Source organism: Myxococcus sp. CA056, from assembly GCF_013336715.1.
Lineage (GTDB): Bacteria > Myxococcota > Myxococcia > Myxococcales > Myxococcaceae > Myxococcus > Myxococcus llanfairpwllgwyngyllgogerychwyrndrobwllllantysiliogogogochensis.
The window spans coordinates 196,608-214,219 of the sequence record NZ_JABUMT010000015.1 but is presented as its reverse complement, the minus strand read 5'-3'; the positions used below and the strand labels follow the sequence as shown (position 1 = coordinate 214,219).

The 17,612-nt window shown below is 68.2% G+C and carries 12 protein-coding genes; 8 read left to right on the top strand and 4 right to left on the bottom strand.

Annotated elements, in window-relative coordinates; genetic code table 11:
- Positions 1 to 39 precede the first annotated feature (39 nt).
- From HUA76_RS37725 to HUA76_RS37700, 6 genes are all read left to right on the top strand, one after another.
- A complete protein-coding gene (locus tag HUA76_RS37725) occupies positions 40 to 699 on the top strand; it encodes a class I SAM-dependent methyltransferase (protein WP_141645739.1) in 660 nt (219 codons plus the stop codon).
- 16 nt (positions 700 to 715) lie between these two features.
- Positions 716 to 3,151 carry a M20/M25/M40 family metallo-hydrolase gene (locus HUA76_RS37720; protein ID WP_217440749.1) on the top strand — a complete coding sequence of 812 codons (2,436 nt, stop codon included), beginning with the start codon at positions 716 to 718 and terminating at the stop codon, positions 3,149 to 3,151.
- A 74-nt stretch (positions 3,152 to 3,225) separates the two neighbouring features.
- Positions 3,226 to 4,683: a DUF1585 domain-containing protein gene (locus HUA76_RS37715; protein ID WP_174455631.1), complete on the top strand. Its 1,458-nt coding sequence runs from the start codon at positions 3,226 to 3,228 to the stop codon at positions 4,681 to 4,683.
- Positions 4,680 to 5,480 (top strand): hypothetical protein, encoded by an 801-nt coding sequence (locus HUA76_RS37710; RefSeq protein WP_174463615.1) that lies wholly within the window; start codon positions 4,680 to 4,682, stop codon positions 5,478 to 5,480. Before HUA76_RS37715 ends, HUA76_RS37710 begins: the two co-directional genes overlap by 4 nt.
- Before the next feature lie 5 nt (positions 5,481 to 5,485).
- The gene (locus tag HUA76_RS37705) at positions 5,486 to 6,826 is read left to right on the top strand and encodes a DUF1501 domain-containing protein (RefSeq protein WP_174455633.1); all 1,341 of its coding nucleotides are present in this window, start codon (positions 5,486 to 5,488) and stop codon (positions 6,824 to 6,826) included.
- 116 nt (positions 6,827 to 6,942) lie between these two features.
- The gene (locus HUA76_RS37700) at positions 6,943 to 7,860 is read left to right on the top strand and encodes an SDR family NAD(P)-dependent oxidoreductase (protein ID WP_174455634.1); all 918 of its coding nucleotides are present in this window, start codon (positions 6,943 to 6,945) and stop codon (positions 7,858 to 7,860) included.
- A gap of 54 nt (positions 7,861 to 7,914) precedes the next feature.
- On the opposite strand, the gene HUA76_RS37695 is transcribed toward HUA76_RS37700, so the two are convergent.
- Positions 7,915 to 9,084: an acyl-CoA dehydrogenase family protein gene (locus tag HUA76_RS37695; RefSeq protein WP_174463614.1), complete on the bottom strand. Its 1,170-nt coding sequence runs from the start codon at positions 9,082 to 9,084 to the stop codon at positions 7,915 to 7,917.
- 220 nt (positions 9,085 to 9,304) lie between these two features.
- On the opposite strand from HUA76_RS37695, the gene HUA76_RS37690 reads away from it, so the two are divergent.
- Complete coding sequence (locus HUA76_RS37690) at positions 9,305 to 10,312, top strand: hypothetical protein (protein ID WP_174463613.1); 1,008 nt, start codon at positions 9,305 to 9,307, stop codon at positions 10,310 to 10,312.
- Positions 10,313 to 10,482: 170 nt separating this feature from the next.
- Here HUA76_RS37690 and HUA76_RS37685 read toward each other — a convergent pair whose 3' ends face one another.
- The 3 genes from HUA76_RS37685 to HUA76_RS37675 form a co-directional block, all read right to left on the bottom strand.
- Positions 10,483 to 12,072: a DUF6119 family protein gene (locus HUA76_RS37685; RefSeq protein ID WP_174463612.1), complete on the bottom strand. Its 1,590-nt coding sequence runs from the start codon at positions 12,070 to 12,072 to the stop codon at positions 10,483 to 10,485.
- Between the two features lie 100 nt (positions 12,073 to 12,172).
- On the bottom strand, positions 12,173 to 14,920 hold the full coding sequence (locus tag HUA76_RS37680) for a hypothetical protein (protein ID WP_174463611.1): 2,748 nt from the start codon (positions 14,918 to 14,920) through the stop codon (positions 12,173 to 12,175).
- Positions 14,917 to 16,044: a DNA repair exonuclease gene (locus tag HUA76_RS37675; RefSeq protein ID WP_174463610.1), complete on the bottom strand. Its 1,128-nt coding sequence runs from the start codon at positions 16,042 to 16,044 to the stop codon at positions 14,917 to 14,919. Before HUA76_RS37675 ends, HUA76_RS37680 begins: the two co-directional genes overlap by 4 nt.
- Before the next feature lie 454 nt (positions 16,045 to 16,498).
- Here HUA76_RS37675 and HUA76_RS37670 point away from each other — a divergent pair, with 454 nt between their 5' ends.
- Positions 16,499 to 17,593, top strand: coding sequence for a LuxR C-terminal-related transcriptional regulator (locus HUA76_RS37670; protein WP_174455640.1), 1,095 nt, complete (start codon positions 16,499 to 16,501; stop codon positions 17,591 to 17,593).
- Positions 17,594 to 17,612 lie beyond the last annotated feature (19 nt).

Here is a 17,612-nt window from a genome sequence, read left to right as displayed (position 1 = left end):
CACGCCCCATCCCTCTCACCGCAAGAGACGAGTCCCAGAATGATCCACCACGTCGAACTGACCCAGCCTGTCCTCCAGTACGTCCGTGACAACTCCCTGCGCGACAACCCCATCCTGCGCGACCTGCGCGAGGAGACGTCGCGCCTGCCGCTGCGCACGATGCAGGTCCCGCCCGAGCAGGGGCAGTTGCTCCACCTGCTGACGCGACTGCTGGGCGCGCGCAAGACGCTGGAGGTGGGCGTCTTCACCGGCTACAGCACCCTGTGCACCGCGCTCGCGCTCCCCGCGGACGGCCGGGTCGTCGCGTGCGACCTGAGCGAGGAGTGGATCTCCGTGGCTCGGCGCTACTGGAAGCTCGCGGGCGTGGAGGAGCGCATCGACGTGCGTCTCGGGGATGCCCACCACACCCTGGAGGCGCTGGTGTCCAGCCCCGAGCGGGGGACGTTCGACCTGGCGTTCATCGACGCGGACAAGGAGAGCTACGAGCACTACTACGAATTCGCGCTCCGGCTGCTGCGCCCGGGCGGACTGGTGGTGCTCGACAACACGCTCTGGTCCGGCAAGGTCGCCGACCCCGCCGTCTCGGACCCGGAGACGGACTCGCTGCGTCGCATCAACGCGAAGCTCCTGCACGACGAGCGCGTGGACCTGAGCATGCTTCCCTTCGCGGATGGGCTGACCCTCGCGAGGAAGCGCTGAGCCCACGGCCCGTCCCATGCCCCCGCCTTCCCGCCCTATCGCGAAACGCTCCCCGGAGCCCTCCGTCATCCCCGGCGGGCCTGGCGTCGTGCTCGCGTTGGTCCTGCTGGTCGGCGGCAGTTGGGCGGCCCTGGCGCCCTACCAACCGCCCGCGCCTGTTCCCGCCTCCGCGTCGGCCGAGGACTTCTCCGCGGAGCGGGCGTTCGCCCACGTCCAGCGCATCGCTCGCGAACCCCATCCGGTGGGCTCGGCGGAGCATGCGCGTGTGCGCGAGTACCTGCTCGCCGAGCTGGAGGGGCTGGGCCTTTCACCCGAAGTCCAGCGGGCCCCGAGCGTGGCGGAGTTTCCCACCCCCTTCGGGGTGACCTACCGGTCCGCGGCCGTCGTCCAGAACGTGCTCGCCCGTGTGCCAGGACGCTCCAGCGAGCGGGCCCTCCTGCTGATGGCGCACTACGACTCCGTGCCGGCGGGCCCGGGCGCCAACGACAACACCGCCGCGGTGGCCACCCTCCTGGAGACGGCGCGCGCGCTGACCGCGTCCCCCCAGAAGCCCGGCCACGATGTCTTCTTCCTGTTCACCGACGCGGAGGAGGTCGGGTTGCTCGGCGCGCAGGCCTTCTTCGCCCAGCATCCCCGGCGCCACGCCGTGGCCACGGTGCTCAACTTCGAGGCCCGTGGCAGTCATGGCCCGGTCCTGATGTTCGAGACGGGGCCGGACAGCGGCTGGCTCGTCGACGCGCTCGGTTCGACGGTGCCCACGGCGCTCGCGAGCTCGCTGTTCGACACGGCCTACCGGTACCTGCCGAACATGACCGAGTTCACCCTGTCCAAGGCCGCCGGCATCCCCGGCCTCAACTTCGCGTACATCGACGGCCTCACGGCCTACCACGGAGCGCTGGACCGTCCGGAGAACGTGGACGCGCGCACCTTGCAGCACCAGGGGGAGTACGCGCTGCGCCTCACCCGGCGGCTGACGGACGGCACGCTGTCGCCCCAGGGGACCTCCAGCCTGGTCTTCTTCAACGTCGCGGGGCTGGGACTCATCACGTACCCGGAAGGGTGGAGTCCCTTCTTCGCCCTGGGCGCGACGCTCTTCTGGGCGGCCCTTGTCGCGCGAGGACTCCGGGAGAAGACGCTGTCGGCGAGGCAGCTCGCGCGCGGACTGGGCACCTTCCTCCTCGTCTGCGGGGGTGTCCTCGCCATCGCGCTCGCCATCAGCCTCCTGGCTGGCGCGACCCATCCCGAGTCCCGCCGCGCCGGCGACACCTACGGCAGTGGCCTCTACCTCGGGGGCCTGCTTGCGGTGACGGCCGCCGTGGCCGCGCTGTTCGTCGTGAGGACGGGCCCCCGCGTCGGCGTGCGGGCCCTCACCCTGGCGGCCTGCGGGCCCTGGGCGCTGCTCGCGGTGCTGACCGCGTTCCTCGCGCCCGGACTCGGCTTCCTGTTCACCTGGCCCCTGGCGAGCACGGCGCTCGGGCTGGCGCTGCTCCCCTCCGCTCCCGGCGCGGCGAACTGGCGATGGCCGACGGCGTTGACGTTGTGCGCCATCCCGCCGCTGCTCATCGTGGCGCCCCTCCTCGTCCTCACCTTCGTGGGGCTCACGCCGCGGCTCGCCGTCGTGACGGCGCTGCTCGCCGTCCTCCTCTGCGGACTGCTCGTCCCACTCCTCCACGCGCTGACGGCACTCCGGACCTGGCCGCTGCCGGTGACAACCCTCGCCACGGGGCTTGGACTCGTGGTCCTGGCGAGTCTTCCACGGGCGCCCACCCCCGAGCGCCCCCGGGCGAACAACGTCGTCTATGCGTGGGACGCGGACAGCGGGCAAGCCCTCTGGTTCAGCAGCGACGAGCAGTTGGACGACTGGACGCGGCAGTTCTTCCCCCGGGACGCGACGCGAGAAGGGCAGCTCCCCGCCTTCATGCCGCGCTGGGGCCAGGACTTCCGGTTCGCGCCCGCTCCGGTGCTCGACGCGCCAGCGCCCCTCGTGGAGGCGCTCGAGGACACCGTCACGGCGGACCGGAGGACGCTGCGCCTGCGAATCACCTCCCCCCGGGGAGCGCGCAGCGCGTTGGTGTCACTCCATGGCGCGCCCGTGCTCGCCTATGCCGTGGATGGCGCTCCTGGCCCCACCAGTCCCGCCCTCGCGGGCGACGCGGCATGGACCCTGTGGCTCGAAACCCTGCTCCCCGAGGGCAATCTCCTGCAGGCCACCTTCCCGGCGGCCCAACCCCTCACCATTCGCGTCATGGACCGCACCGACGGCCTGCCTTCGCTGTCAGGCTTCACGCCAACGCGAAGACCCCCGTACATGATTCCCGCACCCTCCCTGGACGTGGAGAACTGGGGCAATGCCACCTACGTCAGCCACGCCCTCCATATTTCCGCCCACCCGGTCGGTTCCACGGCACGGCAATCATTGCCGACCGCCGCGCAGCCCCCAGGAAATGATTGACATTAACGCCTGGATTTACAGGAAAGACCCGAGTAGGTTTTCGAGCAATGCCTCTCACCACGCGTTCGAACAGGATGACGTTGGGAGCAGCCTTCCTGACGCTGACGCTGACGCTCTCGCCAGCGCAGGCGTCGGACGACGCCGCGTCCACGCCCGTGGTGGAGCTGGTGCAGGTGCTCTCCCTTCGCCTTCGGCTGAAGCGGCTGGAGCCACAGGAGCGGCGCGACCTGGAGGAGCGACTCGCGCGCGGAGAGACTCCGTCCCGCATCTACGAGGAGGTCCTGGACCGCTGGTTGACGCGGGACTTCTACCGGAAGCTCTCGAGCGCGTTGGCGTTCACGCCTGCGGCGACGAACTTCTTCGTCGGGACGCTGTCACGCTTCCGTGAAGACGGTCAGTGGGTCTACTACCTGCCCCACACCGTGGGCGCCTCGCGTCCGGAGGGGACCGCGCCTTGTGCGCCCGCCGAACGCAAGTCGGCGCCAGCCTGGTGGGGGCGCGGACAACGCATCTCCATCTGTCAGGACAGCTACCGCCCGGAGAACGCCTTCGACGCGGTCGGCTACTGCGGTGGACAACCCGAGCCCACCATCCCCACGCCGCCCAGGCCGGGCTGCGGTTGCGGTCCCCTGCTGTTGGGCTGCCTCCCTCCGGACGAGGAGGCGCCGCGCATGGACCAGCGCTTCGTGGAGGCGATGATGAGCGAGGTGACCGAGACCGGCGCTGAGCTCATGTCGAAGGGGCGCCCCTTCGACGAGTTGATGACGACCTCCTCCACCTGGCAGTCCGGCCTGACGCGCTTCCTGTACCTGCGGCGGGAGATGCTGGCGAAGGTGTCCCAGAAGCCCTTCTCTCCCGCGCGGGAGCAGGAGCTGGTGCGGATGCTGGCCACGGTGGACCTGGAGGCCCCGGGCCAGTTCGTCGAGCGCAAGGGCGAATACCAGGGCAGTGGCCTGTTCCTGAACACGCCCGTCATGGCCGCGTTCGTGGGGACGTCCCGCGCGACGATGCAGTTGATGTTGTCGCAGTTCCTCTGCGTGGACTTCCCGGCGAACACCGTGGACAGCGAGACGCTCCTCACCGTCACCGGCGGGCAGCACGAGGGCGTGCGCTTCGAGGTGTACGAGTCCCCCATGCGCAACCAGGGCGCGTGCAGCGGATGCCACGCGCCCATGGACTCGGGCTCGGGCTTCCTGGTGGGCTTGCGTCCGCCCATCTTCGGCTCCATCCCCACCGGCAGACAGGTGGAGGGGGCGCTGTACGTCCACGGCGCCGAGGACTTCCGGGGCAAGGGCAAGGGCACCGCCGCGCTGGCCCGGCTCCTCACCCAGCAGCCGGAGTTCCCCCGCTGCGCCACCTCCCGCATGTTCACCTTCCTCGTGGGGCGACCGCCCCGGAAGACGGCCGAGGAGCGGCGGCTGCTGGAGGAGCTGACCCGGACCTTCGAGCAGAACGGACGGCGGGTCGATGTCCTCATCCGCGCCATCCTGTGGAGCAAGCCGCAGACGGAACCGATGGTGCTCGCGCAATGACCTCCCTCGGTCTGCTGTTCCTCGTCCTGGCGGCGGCGCCCGCGCGTGACGCCGCCGAGGTGCCTCCCAACGTGGCGGTCCTCCTCCAACGCCACTGCTCCGGCTGCCACGACGAGGACAGCTCGCTCGACCTGCGTCAGGTGCCCGGCCCGAGCGACCTGGAGACGTGGCGGGACATCCACAAGGCCGTCGAGACCGGCCGCATGCCTCCCTCCGCGAAGGACGCGGAGGGGCTGTGGAAGGGCCCTGGGAACTCACCCGTCCCGCTGGGGCCCGGATACCGGCAGGAGCTCGCCAGCTCCATCGCCGCGCTGCTGGAGGCCCAACAGCACCCCGCCCCGCCGCGCACGGCCATGCAATTGTCCCTGGACGACTGGCTGCTCATCGTCCGCGAGGTGGCGCATCCGTACATGAGCGCGGGCGCGCTCGAGGCCCTCGTCGCTCCTCGGCTGGAGCTCGAGCCCTCCGCACGCCATCCGCTCATCGCCATGGACGTCTGCACCCGGGTCATCGACACGGACCTGGGGCGCCCCGCCGGAAAGCGGACCCTGGTGGACGTCGCGGAGGGACCTGCCTCGGAGAAGGCGACGGAGGCCATCACGCAGCGCCTGTTCCGGCTCGTGTACCAGCAGGAGCCCAGCGCCGCGGACACGAAGGATGGACAGGCACGCTTCCGCCGCTTCCAGCGCATCGCGCCGGCGACACGCGACGCGGCGGCGGCGCTGTGCACCAGCTATCTGGCCGGCATCCGGGTGCTGCGGCTGGAACTCGCCCCCGCCCCCACGACAGCGAGATGACGACCATGGCCCGTTCCTCACGACGCGAAGTCCTCCAGGCCCTGGCTGGCGTCAGCGGGCTGGCCCTGCTCCCGGCCTGTGGCCTCCACCGCGCGGGCGCGCCCGACGTGAAGTCGACCTCCACGCCACCCGTCGCCCTCCCGCCGCCGTCCACCGCGCGGCCCCACTACTTCGTCCGCATCACCCTCGACGGTGGCTTCGACAGCGTGATGACCGTGGACGCGAAGGACCCCGCCACGGCCGGAGAGGTCGACACCGGATACCGGGCGGCCGAGCGCCTCCAGGGCACGCGCCGCCTGTTCGGGCCGCTCATCGGCGGGCTGCTGCGCCACGACGACGCGCTGTGCCTGGTCCACGGCGTCCGCTACGACACCGTCGCGCACGAGACGGGCGAGGCCATCCTGCGCGCGGGCCACCAGCGACATGGCGCCAGCACCCCGCCCTTCGGCGACGTGCTCGGAGGCCTGTTGCCGGGCAGCGCCCCCATCCCGCACCTCCACATCCAGACCGGCTTCCCGCGGCCACCGCGCCCCCTGGACGCGCTGCCGCTGCCCGGCAATCCGGAGGGCCGCGCCATCCCTTTCGCGGGAGGACTGAGCATCGACCCCGCGACGGTGGAGCTGCTCACGGGCGAGCCTCGACAGGGCCTGTTCGACACGCCCCCCTGGTTCGAGGAGATGCAGGCCCTGCGGCACGAGGAGGCCCGCCAGTGGCTCGGCGGGAGACCGGAGGAGCTCGCCGCGCACGAGCAGACGCTCCAACAGGGCCAGCACCTCCAGCGCCTGCTATCCACCGCGGACCGCCACACGGCGCTTCGTGGAAGTCCGCTGGGGCCCGGCCTCCAGCTCGCCTTCCATGCCGTGCGTGGCAATCACGCCCGCTTCGTCACCGTGCGCTCGCCCCGCGTCTGGTTGGACACGCACACCGACAACGTGGCGCTCCAGTCAGCGCGCACGCGCCCCATCTTCGACGACATCGCCGGCTTCCTGGACCTGCTCCAGCGCGAGCGCAACGCGTTCGGCACGCTCCTGGAACAGACCACCATCGTGATCGCCTCCGAGCTGGGCCGCTTCCCCAAGCTGAACATGGTGCGGGGCAAGGACCACTGGCCCGAGAACAGCTGGATTCTCCTGGGGCGTGGCATCCGCGCGGGCGCGACGGTCGGACAGACGGACGCGAGGTTCCGCGGCGTCTCCATCGACTATCGCAGCGGCAGCACCACCGAGGGGCAACGGCGCCCGCTCGAAATCGACGCGCTCTTCGCCACCCTGCTGCACCTGGCCGGAGGAGATCCGCTCCGCCACGACTACGGGCGGGACATGCTGCTGCACGGCATCCTCGCCTGACGAAGACGACGAACCCCGACAGCTCGCGCGCCCTCCCCGGTGGGTCTCGTCTTGCCTGACGTTCGCTGAACAGAGCCCGAAGTCCACCCGCTGCCCCAACCTATCCGGAGACGTTCATGCAAGGAGCCAAGCAGCCCATCGCGAAACACCTGAAGACCCTGACCGGCCGTGTCGCCGTGGTGACCGGCGCCAGCCGCGGCGCGGGTCGCGCCATCGCCCTGGTGCTCGCCGAAGCCGGCGCCACTGTCTACGTCACCGGTCGAAGCGCCTCTGCCGGACAGACCACCGAGGGGCTCCCCGGCACGGTGGAGAACGCCGCCGAGGAGGTGACGCAGCGAGGGGGGAAGGGAATCGCCGCTCGGGTGGACCACACGAACGAGCAGGACGTGGCCGCGTTCTTCGAGCGCGTCAAGCGCGAGTCCGGGCGGCTGGACCTGCTCGTCAACAACGTCTGGGGAGGTTACGAGCAGTATGACGGCCCCGACTTCGACCTGCCGTTCTGGGAGCAGCCCACGGAGAAGCGCTGGCAGGGCATGTATGTCGCCGGCCTGCGCGCGCACTTCCTGTCGAGCCGGTTCGCCGCGCCGCTGCTCATCGGGCGCAAGGCCGACGCGCCTCCGGGCCTCATCGTCAACACGGTGGGCTGGGCCTACGGCGAGTACCTGCGCAACCTGTACTACGACGTCGCCAAGTCCGCGATCATCCGCATGAGCTTTGGCATGGGGCTGGAGTTGAAGAAGCATCACGTCGCGGCGGTGGCCCTGGCACCGGGCTTCATGCGCACCGAGCGAGTGATGGCCGAGCACGCCAAGGGTCCCTTCGACCTGAGCGGCACCGAGTCACCCGAGTACGGAGGCAGGGCCGTGGCCGCGCTGGCCGGGGATCCGCGCATCATGGAGCGCAGCGGGAAGCTGTTCACCTCCGGCGACCTGGCGCGCGAGTACGGCTTCACGGACGTGGATGGCAAGCAGCCCGAGGGCTTCCGCATCCCGCCCTACGGGGAGGACGAGGCCCCCCAGAGCACGGGGACCTGAGCACTTGCTCCGTGGGCCCGCCCCGCCATGACGGGACGGGCCCGCCTCCGAGCCTCAGGACTCCAACGCGAAGTCGAACCCCAGCAAGGTGCTGCCCGCCTGCGCGAACCATCCATCCGTGGCGGAGGCGTGCTGGGTGAGCACATGGATGTCGCGGAAGCGCCGCTGGAGGGTGGAGCCGTCCCGGACGGGGCTGGTGCCGCTGGCGCGATAGCAGGCGCTCACCACCTCGGCGGCGGTGTCCACGAGCCACGCGGTGGTGCTTAGAATCTCCGGTGCGAAGCCGGAGGCGGAGTCCGGCGCCTCGACGCAGGTGGTCCAGAAGCGCCCCGAGAGTTCCTGGAGCAGGGCGCGCGCCGCGCGCAGGTCGGATTGGGCGCGCCCCAGCCGGTGCTGGAACTGGGGTGACTCGCGCAGGGTGTGGCGCGCATACAGGCGCTTCTTCCCCGCCTTCGCCAGGGCGACCACGTCGTCGAGCGCCGCCTGCGCGATTCCGACCGCCACCGCGCCGATGTGCAGGCTGATCTGGAGCGGAGGGGCCACGAAGTGGGGGCTGGGGTGGCAGGGGCGGGCCGCGGCGACGTCAAAGGCATACGCCTCCGGCACGAAGACATCCTCGACGGAGATGTCGTGACTGCCACTGCCACGCATCCCGAGGACCTGCCAGTTGTCGAGGATGCGCGCGGAGGAGGCGGGCACCAGCACGGTGCGCAGCGCGGGTTTGCCATCCGTGCCCATCACAGGCTTTCCCGATTCGTCCTTCAGGGCGCAGCTTCCGTAGAACCAATCACTGTGATGGCATCCCGTGGCGAAGTTCCACCGCCCCGTGACGCGATAGCCTCCCACCACCGTCCGCGCCTCTCCCTGCGCCGCCATGGCGCCCGCCGCGACGATGTCCGGGCTCGCCGCGTGGATGGCATCGAACTCCGAGCGTGGCAACACCGCGAACAGATGGGGGCTGCCCACGCCAATCATCGTGGTCCATCCGAGGGAGCCGTCGATTCGACCCAGCTCCTCCAGCACTTCCAGCCCCTCCAGGAGCGGCAGGTCGAGTCCGCCATGACTGCGCGGCACGAACATCCGGAACACCCCCGCTGACTTGAGCAGGCCAATCACATCGGCGGGAATCCTCCTCGCCAACTCGATTTCCGCGCCCCGCGCGGAGAGGGATGGTGCGAGTTCGCGTACCGCCTGGAGGACCGCGGACCGACTGTTCGTCTTCACGTGCGACTCCCGGGAACGAGGGACACGAGGCCTTCCACGCAGCGCACGTCAGGGACATCTCCACACCTGGCGCGTGCCTCTGACGCAACTCCTATCATAGACGTGACTAACTAGTAATTCGAACCAGACAGACAACAACAGCAAAACATTGCCATGTGGGCATAGCCCCATTCCAGATGGACAGGTCCCAACGCACTCCATTCCCGGTGCAGGATGGGGCATGCATGTCACCGAGGACGCACTCCGAAGGTTCGTCGTCTCCCTGAGGAAGGGCGCAGCCGGGACGGAGTCCTCTCCCACCGTACGGGACTTCGCCGAGCGCGCCCACAAGCTCGACCCGCGCAGCCTGGTTCGTGAAGGCACGGCGCTCCTGAAGCAGGAAGAGGACGCCGCCATCGCACGCGTGGTGCTGCGCGCACTCCGAGGCCTGCGGGGAGACATCGAAGAGCATGGCGACCACAGCGAATTCGCCGACGAGGCCTCCTTCGTGAGGCACGCTGTCTCCACCTGGGAGAAGCGGGTGGATGACGACGGGGAAGACGTGCTGCTCGCCGACAACCTCGAGTCGTACCTGGTGGCGGTGGTGCCGTCGTCCAACATCACCCCCGCGGGGGAGAAGGACTGGAAGGTGCTCGTCAAGAGCCGCCGCCTCGCCACGGCGCTCACGGCCCTCGTGAAGAAGCCCGTCACGCCGTGGTTCGCCGAGCTGGCGGCGGCGTACATCGGGCGCGAGGTGACGCACATCGCGAAGAGCTCGCGCGCCGAGTCCTGGCAGTCAAAGCTCGACGACGTGCCGGTGCTGCTCGGTCTGCTGCCCGAACTGGGCAACCCACCCATCTTCACCCCTCGCGTGCTGCGCGCCGCCAACCTCGTGGTGCTCTGTCACAAGCACGCACCGACGCGTGAGGCACTGGCCGCGATGGGCACACTCGGGGCTTCCGCCGCGGACACGGAGGGCGTCGCGCGCATCAAGCGACGGGCCGCGGTGATGGAGGCTGCCCGCGCCGCGAATGCGCGACGGACAACGAAGGCGGCGCCACCGGACAGGAAGACGACGCCACCGGCCAGGAAGACGGCGTCACGGGCCAAGAAGGCGGCGCCACCAGTCAATCAGGCGGCGTCACCGGCCAGGAAGACGGCGTCACGGGCCAAGAAGGCGGCGCCACCAGTCAATCAGGTGGCACGACGGAAGACGACTCGCTCCTCGACGCGTCCGGCGCCCCGATAAGAGTGGGCCAGCTTGCGAGGCGGGTGGCCACCGCGTGAGGAATCAGGGCGATTCGCGGCCAGCCGCTGTCGACGCCTATGGAGGACCCGTACGCCTCTCCACGGGAGCGGCGCACCGCCCTGCCGAACGGCGAGGAAGGGGTCACCCGCCTGCGATCAACCCAGCCGCTGTCAAACCTCATCAATTCTCAGCAGCGAGACTCGGTACCCCATCCGCTCCAGGCGGTCATGTGCGTAGCTCAGATTGAGCTGACTGAAGAACGGGAGGGAATGCGGCCACTTGGGGTTGCTCTTTGTGATGACCGCGAACACAACTTCAAACTCCGCCGGATTCGGGCGCTCCTGCGGGATCAGACTCTTCAACGTCGGATGGATCTTCAGTACATGATTCCGGGCGTGGTTCCTGAATTCTTGATCCATCCAGAACGCATCCGCCGAGACAACGCCTTGAGAAAAAAGATGGCTGAGTGTCGAGGACCGTGTCTTCCGCTTCACGTGCACGAACTGCCGATCCTTCGTGAGCAGGTCGCAGACCTCGATCGACGTCTTGCCCTCCGCGACATATGAGTTCTTCTTGTCCATCAAGATGAACCCTCGCGACTTGGCGACGTTGAAGTTGTAGTCGTCCTCCCGGTCCGTGCTCTTCGCGGCAGGAAGAACGAGCGTCGACTTCTTGATGGTTCCGACCCGGTCTCTCACCTCATCAGCGAAACGCTTGGCGACTCGGAACCAATCGCCCCCGGAGAGCACGAAGACCTCTCCCTTTTCCTCCGCCTCGAACACAATCGAGTCATACACACTCCACTTGGACACGGGCGCATTCGCCGCGCCAAAGTGAACCTGAACATGGTCTCGCTTGAGGTCGGCGACCGACACCGTTTCATCCTTCGTCTTGAGATAGTCCTCCATCAACAGGTCATGGCGCGGCGTCGGGTCCGCTTCCGTCGAGAACGAAAGCCCCGATGATTCACTCCAGTCGATGACCTCGGGCGTGGCCAGATGGAGGGCGTCGGCTGAGCCTGCCTGAATCTTTTCGATCAACCTGCGATTCAACTCCCCCATCACTGCCTGGTCTCGAACCGACCGGAGATGATCGAACCAGGGGAAGTGCTTCTTGTACTCCTGGCTCTGATAGGCGGCGAAGAGCTCCTCGCTCTTCTCCCCAAGCTGTTCGACCTCCACTTTGGCGCTCAGCGAAAGCGAGTCAGAACCGACTATCAACTTCGCGAACTCCTCACTCTTGGGCTTCCCCGCGATGACCCGGAGGATGTCCTGATTCAGATTGAGAGCGAATGCATCCATCGGTGAGTTTCGACTCAGTTGCTTTCGCGTCTGCGTCGTCAGGTCCTCGACCTTGCGAGCATCCACGCTCCGCAACTGGGTAGGATCGACCGAGTTCAAGACCACCTTGAGGCCGAAGTCCCGCTCGAAGCAGTCGGCTCGAAGGAGGTTGCGGCCATGTCCTTGCGTGAAGGCGACGATCCTTTTCTTCAGCCGGACAAAGAATACCCCGCACACGTTCTGGTTCTTGAGCGTCGGCAGCTTCTTCGCCACGATCGTCTCCAGGAACTCCATCCACGGAGGTGAGCGCGCCTTCTTCGCCTGGAGGTAGAAGTCAGCCGAATAGGAAAGCCGCGCTGACAACTCCACCTTCTCCACCGCGCTGACGTCCTTGAGACAGTCCTCGGGCTTCTTGAATTCGTCCTTGATCAGCAGCGCGGTCAGATGCCTGACACGTGCCCGACTCTTCTGCATAGCCATACGTCCCCCTATCTGGCGCGCCGCACCTCGACGCGCCAGTTGCACTCGTCATGAACCGAGAAGCACCACGCGGCGAACGCCACGCTCCGTCAACACGACCTCACCCGGCGGGAGTGGACTCCTGAGCCAACTCCCGCAGGTCGAACTCCTTCATCCCTCTCAGGGTGCGATAGCGCTCCGGAAACGCGGTCAGGATGAGCACCTGCAGCGACTCCCCCGCCTTCTCAATCAACTCCAGCGCGCGCCGATGGCGGACCGCGTCCGTGTTGACCAGGGCATCATCCAGGACCACGAGCTGCGGCTCCGGCTTCGTCCCTTGCTTCGACAGCATCTCCCCGAGAGCCAGGCGCAGCGCGAACAGGGTCTGCTCCTGCATTCCCCATGAGAAGCTCGCCAGCGACCTCGCCCCGTCGGGAGTCTCCATCGCCGCGTCGATGAACTCCGGCCCCAGCGAGAGCACCTCGTTCCGCCCATCTCCACGGATGTGCTCCAAGCGCGCATGAACCGCGTCCTGGATAGGTGCCACGAACGTCCGGTTCACCTGCTCCTGCCAGTGGCCCACCAACTTTCGGAGAATCTCTGCCGCCTCGGCCCGGGTCTTGAGTTGCAGGTGCTCCTCCGTCGCAAGCACCAGCCGCTCCTCCGCCTCCCCCCATCGCGAGTACACCCCTGCCTCCGCCGCCCGCCCCAGCAACGTCTCCGCGCGGATGATTCGCTCCTGGGCCTTCTTTTCCGCGCCTACGACTCGCTCCCTCGCCTCGTCGAGCTGGCGGCGCTGCGTGGCCGCCCGCTCCTCCGGACGGGGAAGCCGCGCCCTCAACCCCGTCACCATGTTCTTCAGGCGCTCCAGCTCCCCATGAGCCCGTTCGACCTCCGCCCCCAGTTGCTCCAGCGACATGCCCAGCGCATGGAGTTGGGCCTTCATTGTCAGCTCCAGCTCTCGCGCTGTCTGCATCGCGGAGTCCCGCTCCTGGGCCAGACCCCGTACCTGCCTCTCCACCTGGCGATACACCGCCTCCGCGTCGTCCTTCGCCTTCTCCCGCTCCTTCACCTCCTGCTTGCGGAGCCTCAGCTCCTCGGAGAGCACGACGAGTTCATGGGTCGGGTACGTGGCCAGGGCAGCCACCGCGAGATTGAGCTGCCCCGCCAGGGTCCCCACCTTCCCCGCCTGTTCGCGACGCTTCTCCCGGAGAGCCTCCACGCTCTCAAAGCCCGCGGCCTCCAGAAACGTCTCCAGCGCGCCTTCGTGCTTCGCCTGCTCCTGGAGTACCACTTGCTGTGATTCCCACTCCCCACGCAACCGCTGCGGACTCTCCACACCATGCTCGTGGAGCCGGCGTGTCAGCTCCTTGCGGAACTTCTCCACGTCCGCCTGGAGGTTCCCGATCTCCTCGGCCCCGGTGCGAACACGCACCTCCCCGACGCCCTTGATGCGCAGGCTTCCCGCGCTCACGCCCGCGAACAGCTTCTGCTCGGCCTTCGCCAGTTCGTGCCGCTGGACCTGTCCCTCCGCCTCCCACTCGATGCTCCGAGACCCTTCCGCCTTGAAGACGACCTCGATTCCCCGCGCCTCCAGTTTGTCCTGCGCCTGCCGCAGCTTGCGCTCGACGTCCTCCGCGCGCTTGACGTCGGATTCGGACAGCGTCTTCAACGCCGCTGTTCTTCGCCGCAATCCCTCCACGGCGGTCTCCAGCCGCTCCCCCTGCTTGAGCTGTCCATCCAGCCGCTGCTGCTCCACCAGCGCCTGCCGGGCCTTCTCCAGCAGACGTCCGCGCTCCTGCCGCTGCTCCGCCTTCTCCTGCTCTCCGAGCTGCGCCTGGAACAGCTCCCGGGCCTGTCGGAACGACGCTTCCTGGCCAATCAACCCCTCTCGCGCCTTCTGGAGGACCGGCTCCTTCTCCGCCACGACAGCCTGATGCCGAGCCACGTTCTGGCGAAGCGCGAGCAGCTCTCGCTGCTTCCCATCCAGGTGCTCCCATTCCTGGTGCTGGCGCTCCACATCCTTGTCCCGGAGAGCGATCTGCTGCTCCAACTGCGTCTCCGCCTCCACACGCGCCTGAAGCGCGGAGAACCGCGCCTCGAGGGCCCCCCGCTCCCCAGCGAGGTCGCCCAGCGCGCTCCTCGCCTCCTCCATGTCCCGGGCGTGCTCCGCGCTCGCCTCCTGCTGGGCGCGAATTCCCCGCAGCTCTTCCTCGAGAGACGCCACGAGCGCCGCCTTCAACTCCAGCTCGCTGCCGGTCACCACCTTGCCTTTCTTCAGCGTGAAAAACTGGCGATAGGCGTCCTCCACCCGCTTCAACACCCCTTGCTCCTGCTCGCTCAGCACCGCGACGCCCACCGCCTCCATGAGCCGAGCCTTCAGGGGCGTGTCCAGACCGGGCAGCACATGACGCTCGGCGGATTGACCCAGCCAGAGCAGGCGGGCCAGTCCCCACTGGCCCGGCTTCGTCGCACCGGCCTGCGCTCCTCCGGAGAAGAGGAACCCTCGCGCCATTTCGTCTGCCCGCTGCGAGTCGGCGAGCCGCTCGAACCGCGTCCCCGTCCATTCGTCCAGCAGGCTCGTGGCGTCATCCAGGAACGCCTTCTCCAACCGATAGCGCTTGCCACCGGAGTCCAGCTCCAGTGTCACCCGCGGCGACAGCGTCGTCCCCCAGGGCCGCAGGTTCTGTATCTCCCGGTCCCTCGTCGAGTTCCGGTCGAACAGTGCCCGCGCGAGGGCCAGGACGAGACTCGACTTCCCTGTCTCGTTCGGCGCATGGACGACATGGATGCCCACCCCCAGCCCGGACAGCTCCACGGGATTGCGGAAGCAACGGAAATGCTGAACTCGAAGCCTGCGCAGAATCATCGCCACGCCTCCATCACCAGCTCCGACAAGAGACACCTGGCCGCGATCCGCCCCGCTTCCGAGGCGTCGACCAGCCCGGGAGACAAGGGTCGCGACAACTCCTCCAGGAGCGAAGCCACCAGGGAGCTGGAGGCGACCACCTCGGCGAGCCGTCCCTCCACCTCCGCCTTCGGAATGTCGCGACGCTCGACGGAAACATGCAGGAACGCCCGCCCCAGCAATCCTTCCTTGAGACGGTCCACGACCGGTGTGGCGGCATCCGAGGAGGCGCCCGTGGTGCGAATCCGCAGCAGGGTCCTGGCCGGCTGGGCCGCGTCCTTCATGAGCCCCAGGACACGCGCCGCCTCCCGCTCCGGGTCCTGGCCCAGATCCAACTCCAGGGTGCGCCACACCAGCGAGCCGGTGGGAACGGGGGTCAGCCGAGGCACGTGGCCCCGCGAGGCAATCTCCACGAGCAGCGCCTGCCCCGAGCCATCCTCACCGAACTTCGTCGTCTCATGCGCCCCCGCATAGGCGGTGCGCTCCTCGTGGACGTATTGCCCGTGCCAGTGACCCAGCGCGAGATAGTCGAGCCCCACTCGCGCCACCGCATCCAGGGCAATCGGGAAGTCGTCCAGGGCGTGCTTCCCCTCGATACGAAGGGAGCCATGGGCCACGCCAACGCGGATGGCGTCCACGTCCGCGCGGGCCCGCCACTCGCCCGTTGGATCCTTCATTCCCTTCTTCTGTCGAAGCGGGGCGGCGAGCAGCACCGCCGCCGTCCCTGGAATGGGAACCGGCGCATCTCCATCCAGCATGCGGACATGCGCGGGCCGCTGCTTCCAGGAAGCGCGATGGTAGACGGCGTCAGGCGTCAGCGCGTCATGGTTGCCCGGCAGGACGAACACCGGCGCGCGCGCTCCCTCCAGCACCGCCACCACCTGATGCACGAGCCGGTCCTCGACCAGGTTGTCCTCGAAGATGTCACCCGCGAGCACGACGGCATCCACCTGATGGCTGTTCGCCGCCTGAATGACATTGCGTGCCGCCTCCAACCTCGCCTCGCGCACCGCTGACGCCACCTGGGCGACGTGTCTCGCCCGAAGCCCCATCTGCCAATCCGCGGAATGAAGAATCCTGACCATGACTCACCGATGTGCCGCGAAGTCCAGACGCGGCGGAAGGAGTGTCGCCCCGAACTCGAGCGCGCTCTCTCCACACACCGTACCGACGCACGGGATGGCCAGGACATACCTCCCGAGGAGTAGGCGCCCCGTCCCCGCGACCCACCGGATGAGTGAGGACGCACCCACCCGGGTAGTCAATATCAGACGCATCAATCCATCCTGAGGGTGTTTCATTGTCCGGTCGGCTCCGCTAGGATCGACACCCGCAAAGGCTCACCGCCAGAGTGCCTCGACTCCGACCTGTCCGGCGGAGCTCGGTCCCTTCGCGCGTCCCGAGCCTGGGAGGTAGGGCCTCGGGCAGCGAGGGCACCTACCACTGGAGTGGTAGGGACAGCGTTCTCTCTCTTGTCTATTGAGAGGGCAGACGGTCTGGGCAATCGCGGGGCGCGCTCCCGCATGCAGGGGGATGGACATGGTTTTCGACTCTCGTGAATTCCTGCTGAGGGACAAGGTCATCGCGGCGCTCAACAGCTCCCTGAACCTCTCCGAGGTCATGGAGAGGGTCCGCGGCCTCTTCCTGGAACTGATTCCCGCGGAGTACATGGGGCTGTGCATCGTCGCCCCTGGCCAGCCCATCCCCTACCGGTGGCTGGTTCCCGGCCCTCGCGTTCCGCTCCTGGAGCAGTCCGAATACGACAAGGTGGCCGACGACGACTTCGTGCGCAGGGCGCTGTTGCGCCAGCTCGACACCGTCCTCCGGGACTCGGAGATGGTGTCGCGCAGGGAGCTGGAAGCAAGCCAGCTCTACCAGCGCAGCCAAGAGCTGGAACTGCGACTGGAACACGTCATGGCCGTTCTCATGAACGTGCGCCCGGGCGTCTTCGGCGGCTTCACGCTCTACCGCGACCGCCGACACCCGTTCTCCGAGCGCGCCGTCGCCCTGCTCACCAGCCTCACGCCGCACCTGGCCAACACGGTGCGCAACTGCGGCGAGATGTGGGTGGCCTCCACGGGCGTGCGCCTCCTGGAGCAAATCCACGAGAATGACCGCTCCGCGTTCATCGTGGTGGACCCGCCCGCCCTCGAACGACTGCGCTCACCCCGGGCCACCACGCTGCTCGAGCAGTGGTTCACCCGCTCCGACCTCCACGGTTCCGGCCTGCCCGAGGTCCTCGTGGACCGGCTGGTCGCCCTGACTCGCATGTCCCCGGACGAGCGGCTTCAGGCGAACGTCTGGGTGAGGTCACTCGATGACTCGCACCGGGTGGTGAAGTTCATCGAGCTCCCCGAGCCCCAGGGCCCCAGCCCCTGGGCGCTCATCCTTCACGAGATTCCCCACTCGATTCCGCTCCCCGAGCAGATGAAGCGGCGGCTCACCAGTCGCCAGGTCACCATCGCCCAGGCGCTGCTCAGGAACTGGTCCAACGAGCAGATTGCCCGTGAATACGGCCTCTCCATCGACACGGTGAAGACACACATCCGGGACATCTTCAGCACGGACCGGCTGAACTGCGACAGCCGCGCCGACTTCCTCTACCAGGCCGCCCGCCTGATGAAGCCCATCTGACCCACCACGGGCGGACCCG

Coding starts and splice junctions, on each gene's coding strand:
- HUA76_RS37725 (WP_141645739.1), top strand. CDS start 40: ATGATCCACCACGTCGAACTGACCCAGCCTGTCCTCCAGTACGTCCGT.
- HUA76_RS37720 (WP_217440749.1), top strand. CDS start 716: ATGCCCCCGCCTTCCCGCCCTATCGCGAAACGCTCCCCGGAGCCCTCC.
- HUA76_RS37715 (WP_174455631.1), top strand. CDS start 3,226: ATGACGTTGGGAGCAGCCTTCCTGACGCTGACGCTGACGCTCTCGCCA.
- HUA76_RS37710 (WP_174463615.1), top strand. CDS start 4,680: ATGACCTCCCTCGGTCTGCTGTTCCTCGTCCTGGCGGCGGCGCCCGCG.
- HUA76_RS37705 (WP_174455633.1), top strand. CDS start 5,486: ATGGCCCGTTCCTCACGACGCGAAGTCCTCCAGGCCCTGGCTGGCGTC.
- HUA76_RS37700 (WP_174455634.1), top strand. CDS start 6,943: ATGCAAGGAGCCAAGCAGCCCATCGCGAAACACCTGAAGACCCTGACC.
- HUA76_RS37690 (WP_174463613.1), top strand. CDS start 9,305: ATGCATGTCACCGAGGACGCACTCCGAAGGTTCGTCGTCTCCCTGAGG.
- HUA76_RS37685 (WP_174463612.1), bottom strand. CDS start 12,072: ATGGCTATGCAGAAGAGTCGGGCACGTGTCAGGCATCTGACCGCGCTG.
- HUA76_RS37680 (WP_174463611.1), bottom strand. CDS start 14,920: ATGATTCTGCGCAGGCTTCGAGTTCAGCATTTCCGTTGCTTCCGCAAT.
- HUA76_RS37675 (WP_174463610.1), bottom strand. CDS start 16,044: ATGGTCAGGATTCTTCATTCCGCGGATTGGCAGATGGGGCTTCGGGCG.
- HUA76_RS37670 (WP_174455640.1), top strand. CDS start 16,499: ATGGTTTTCGACTCTCGTGAATTCCTGCTGAGGGACAAGGTCATCGCG.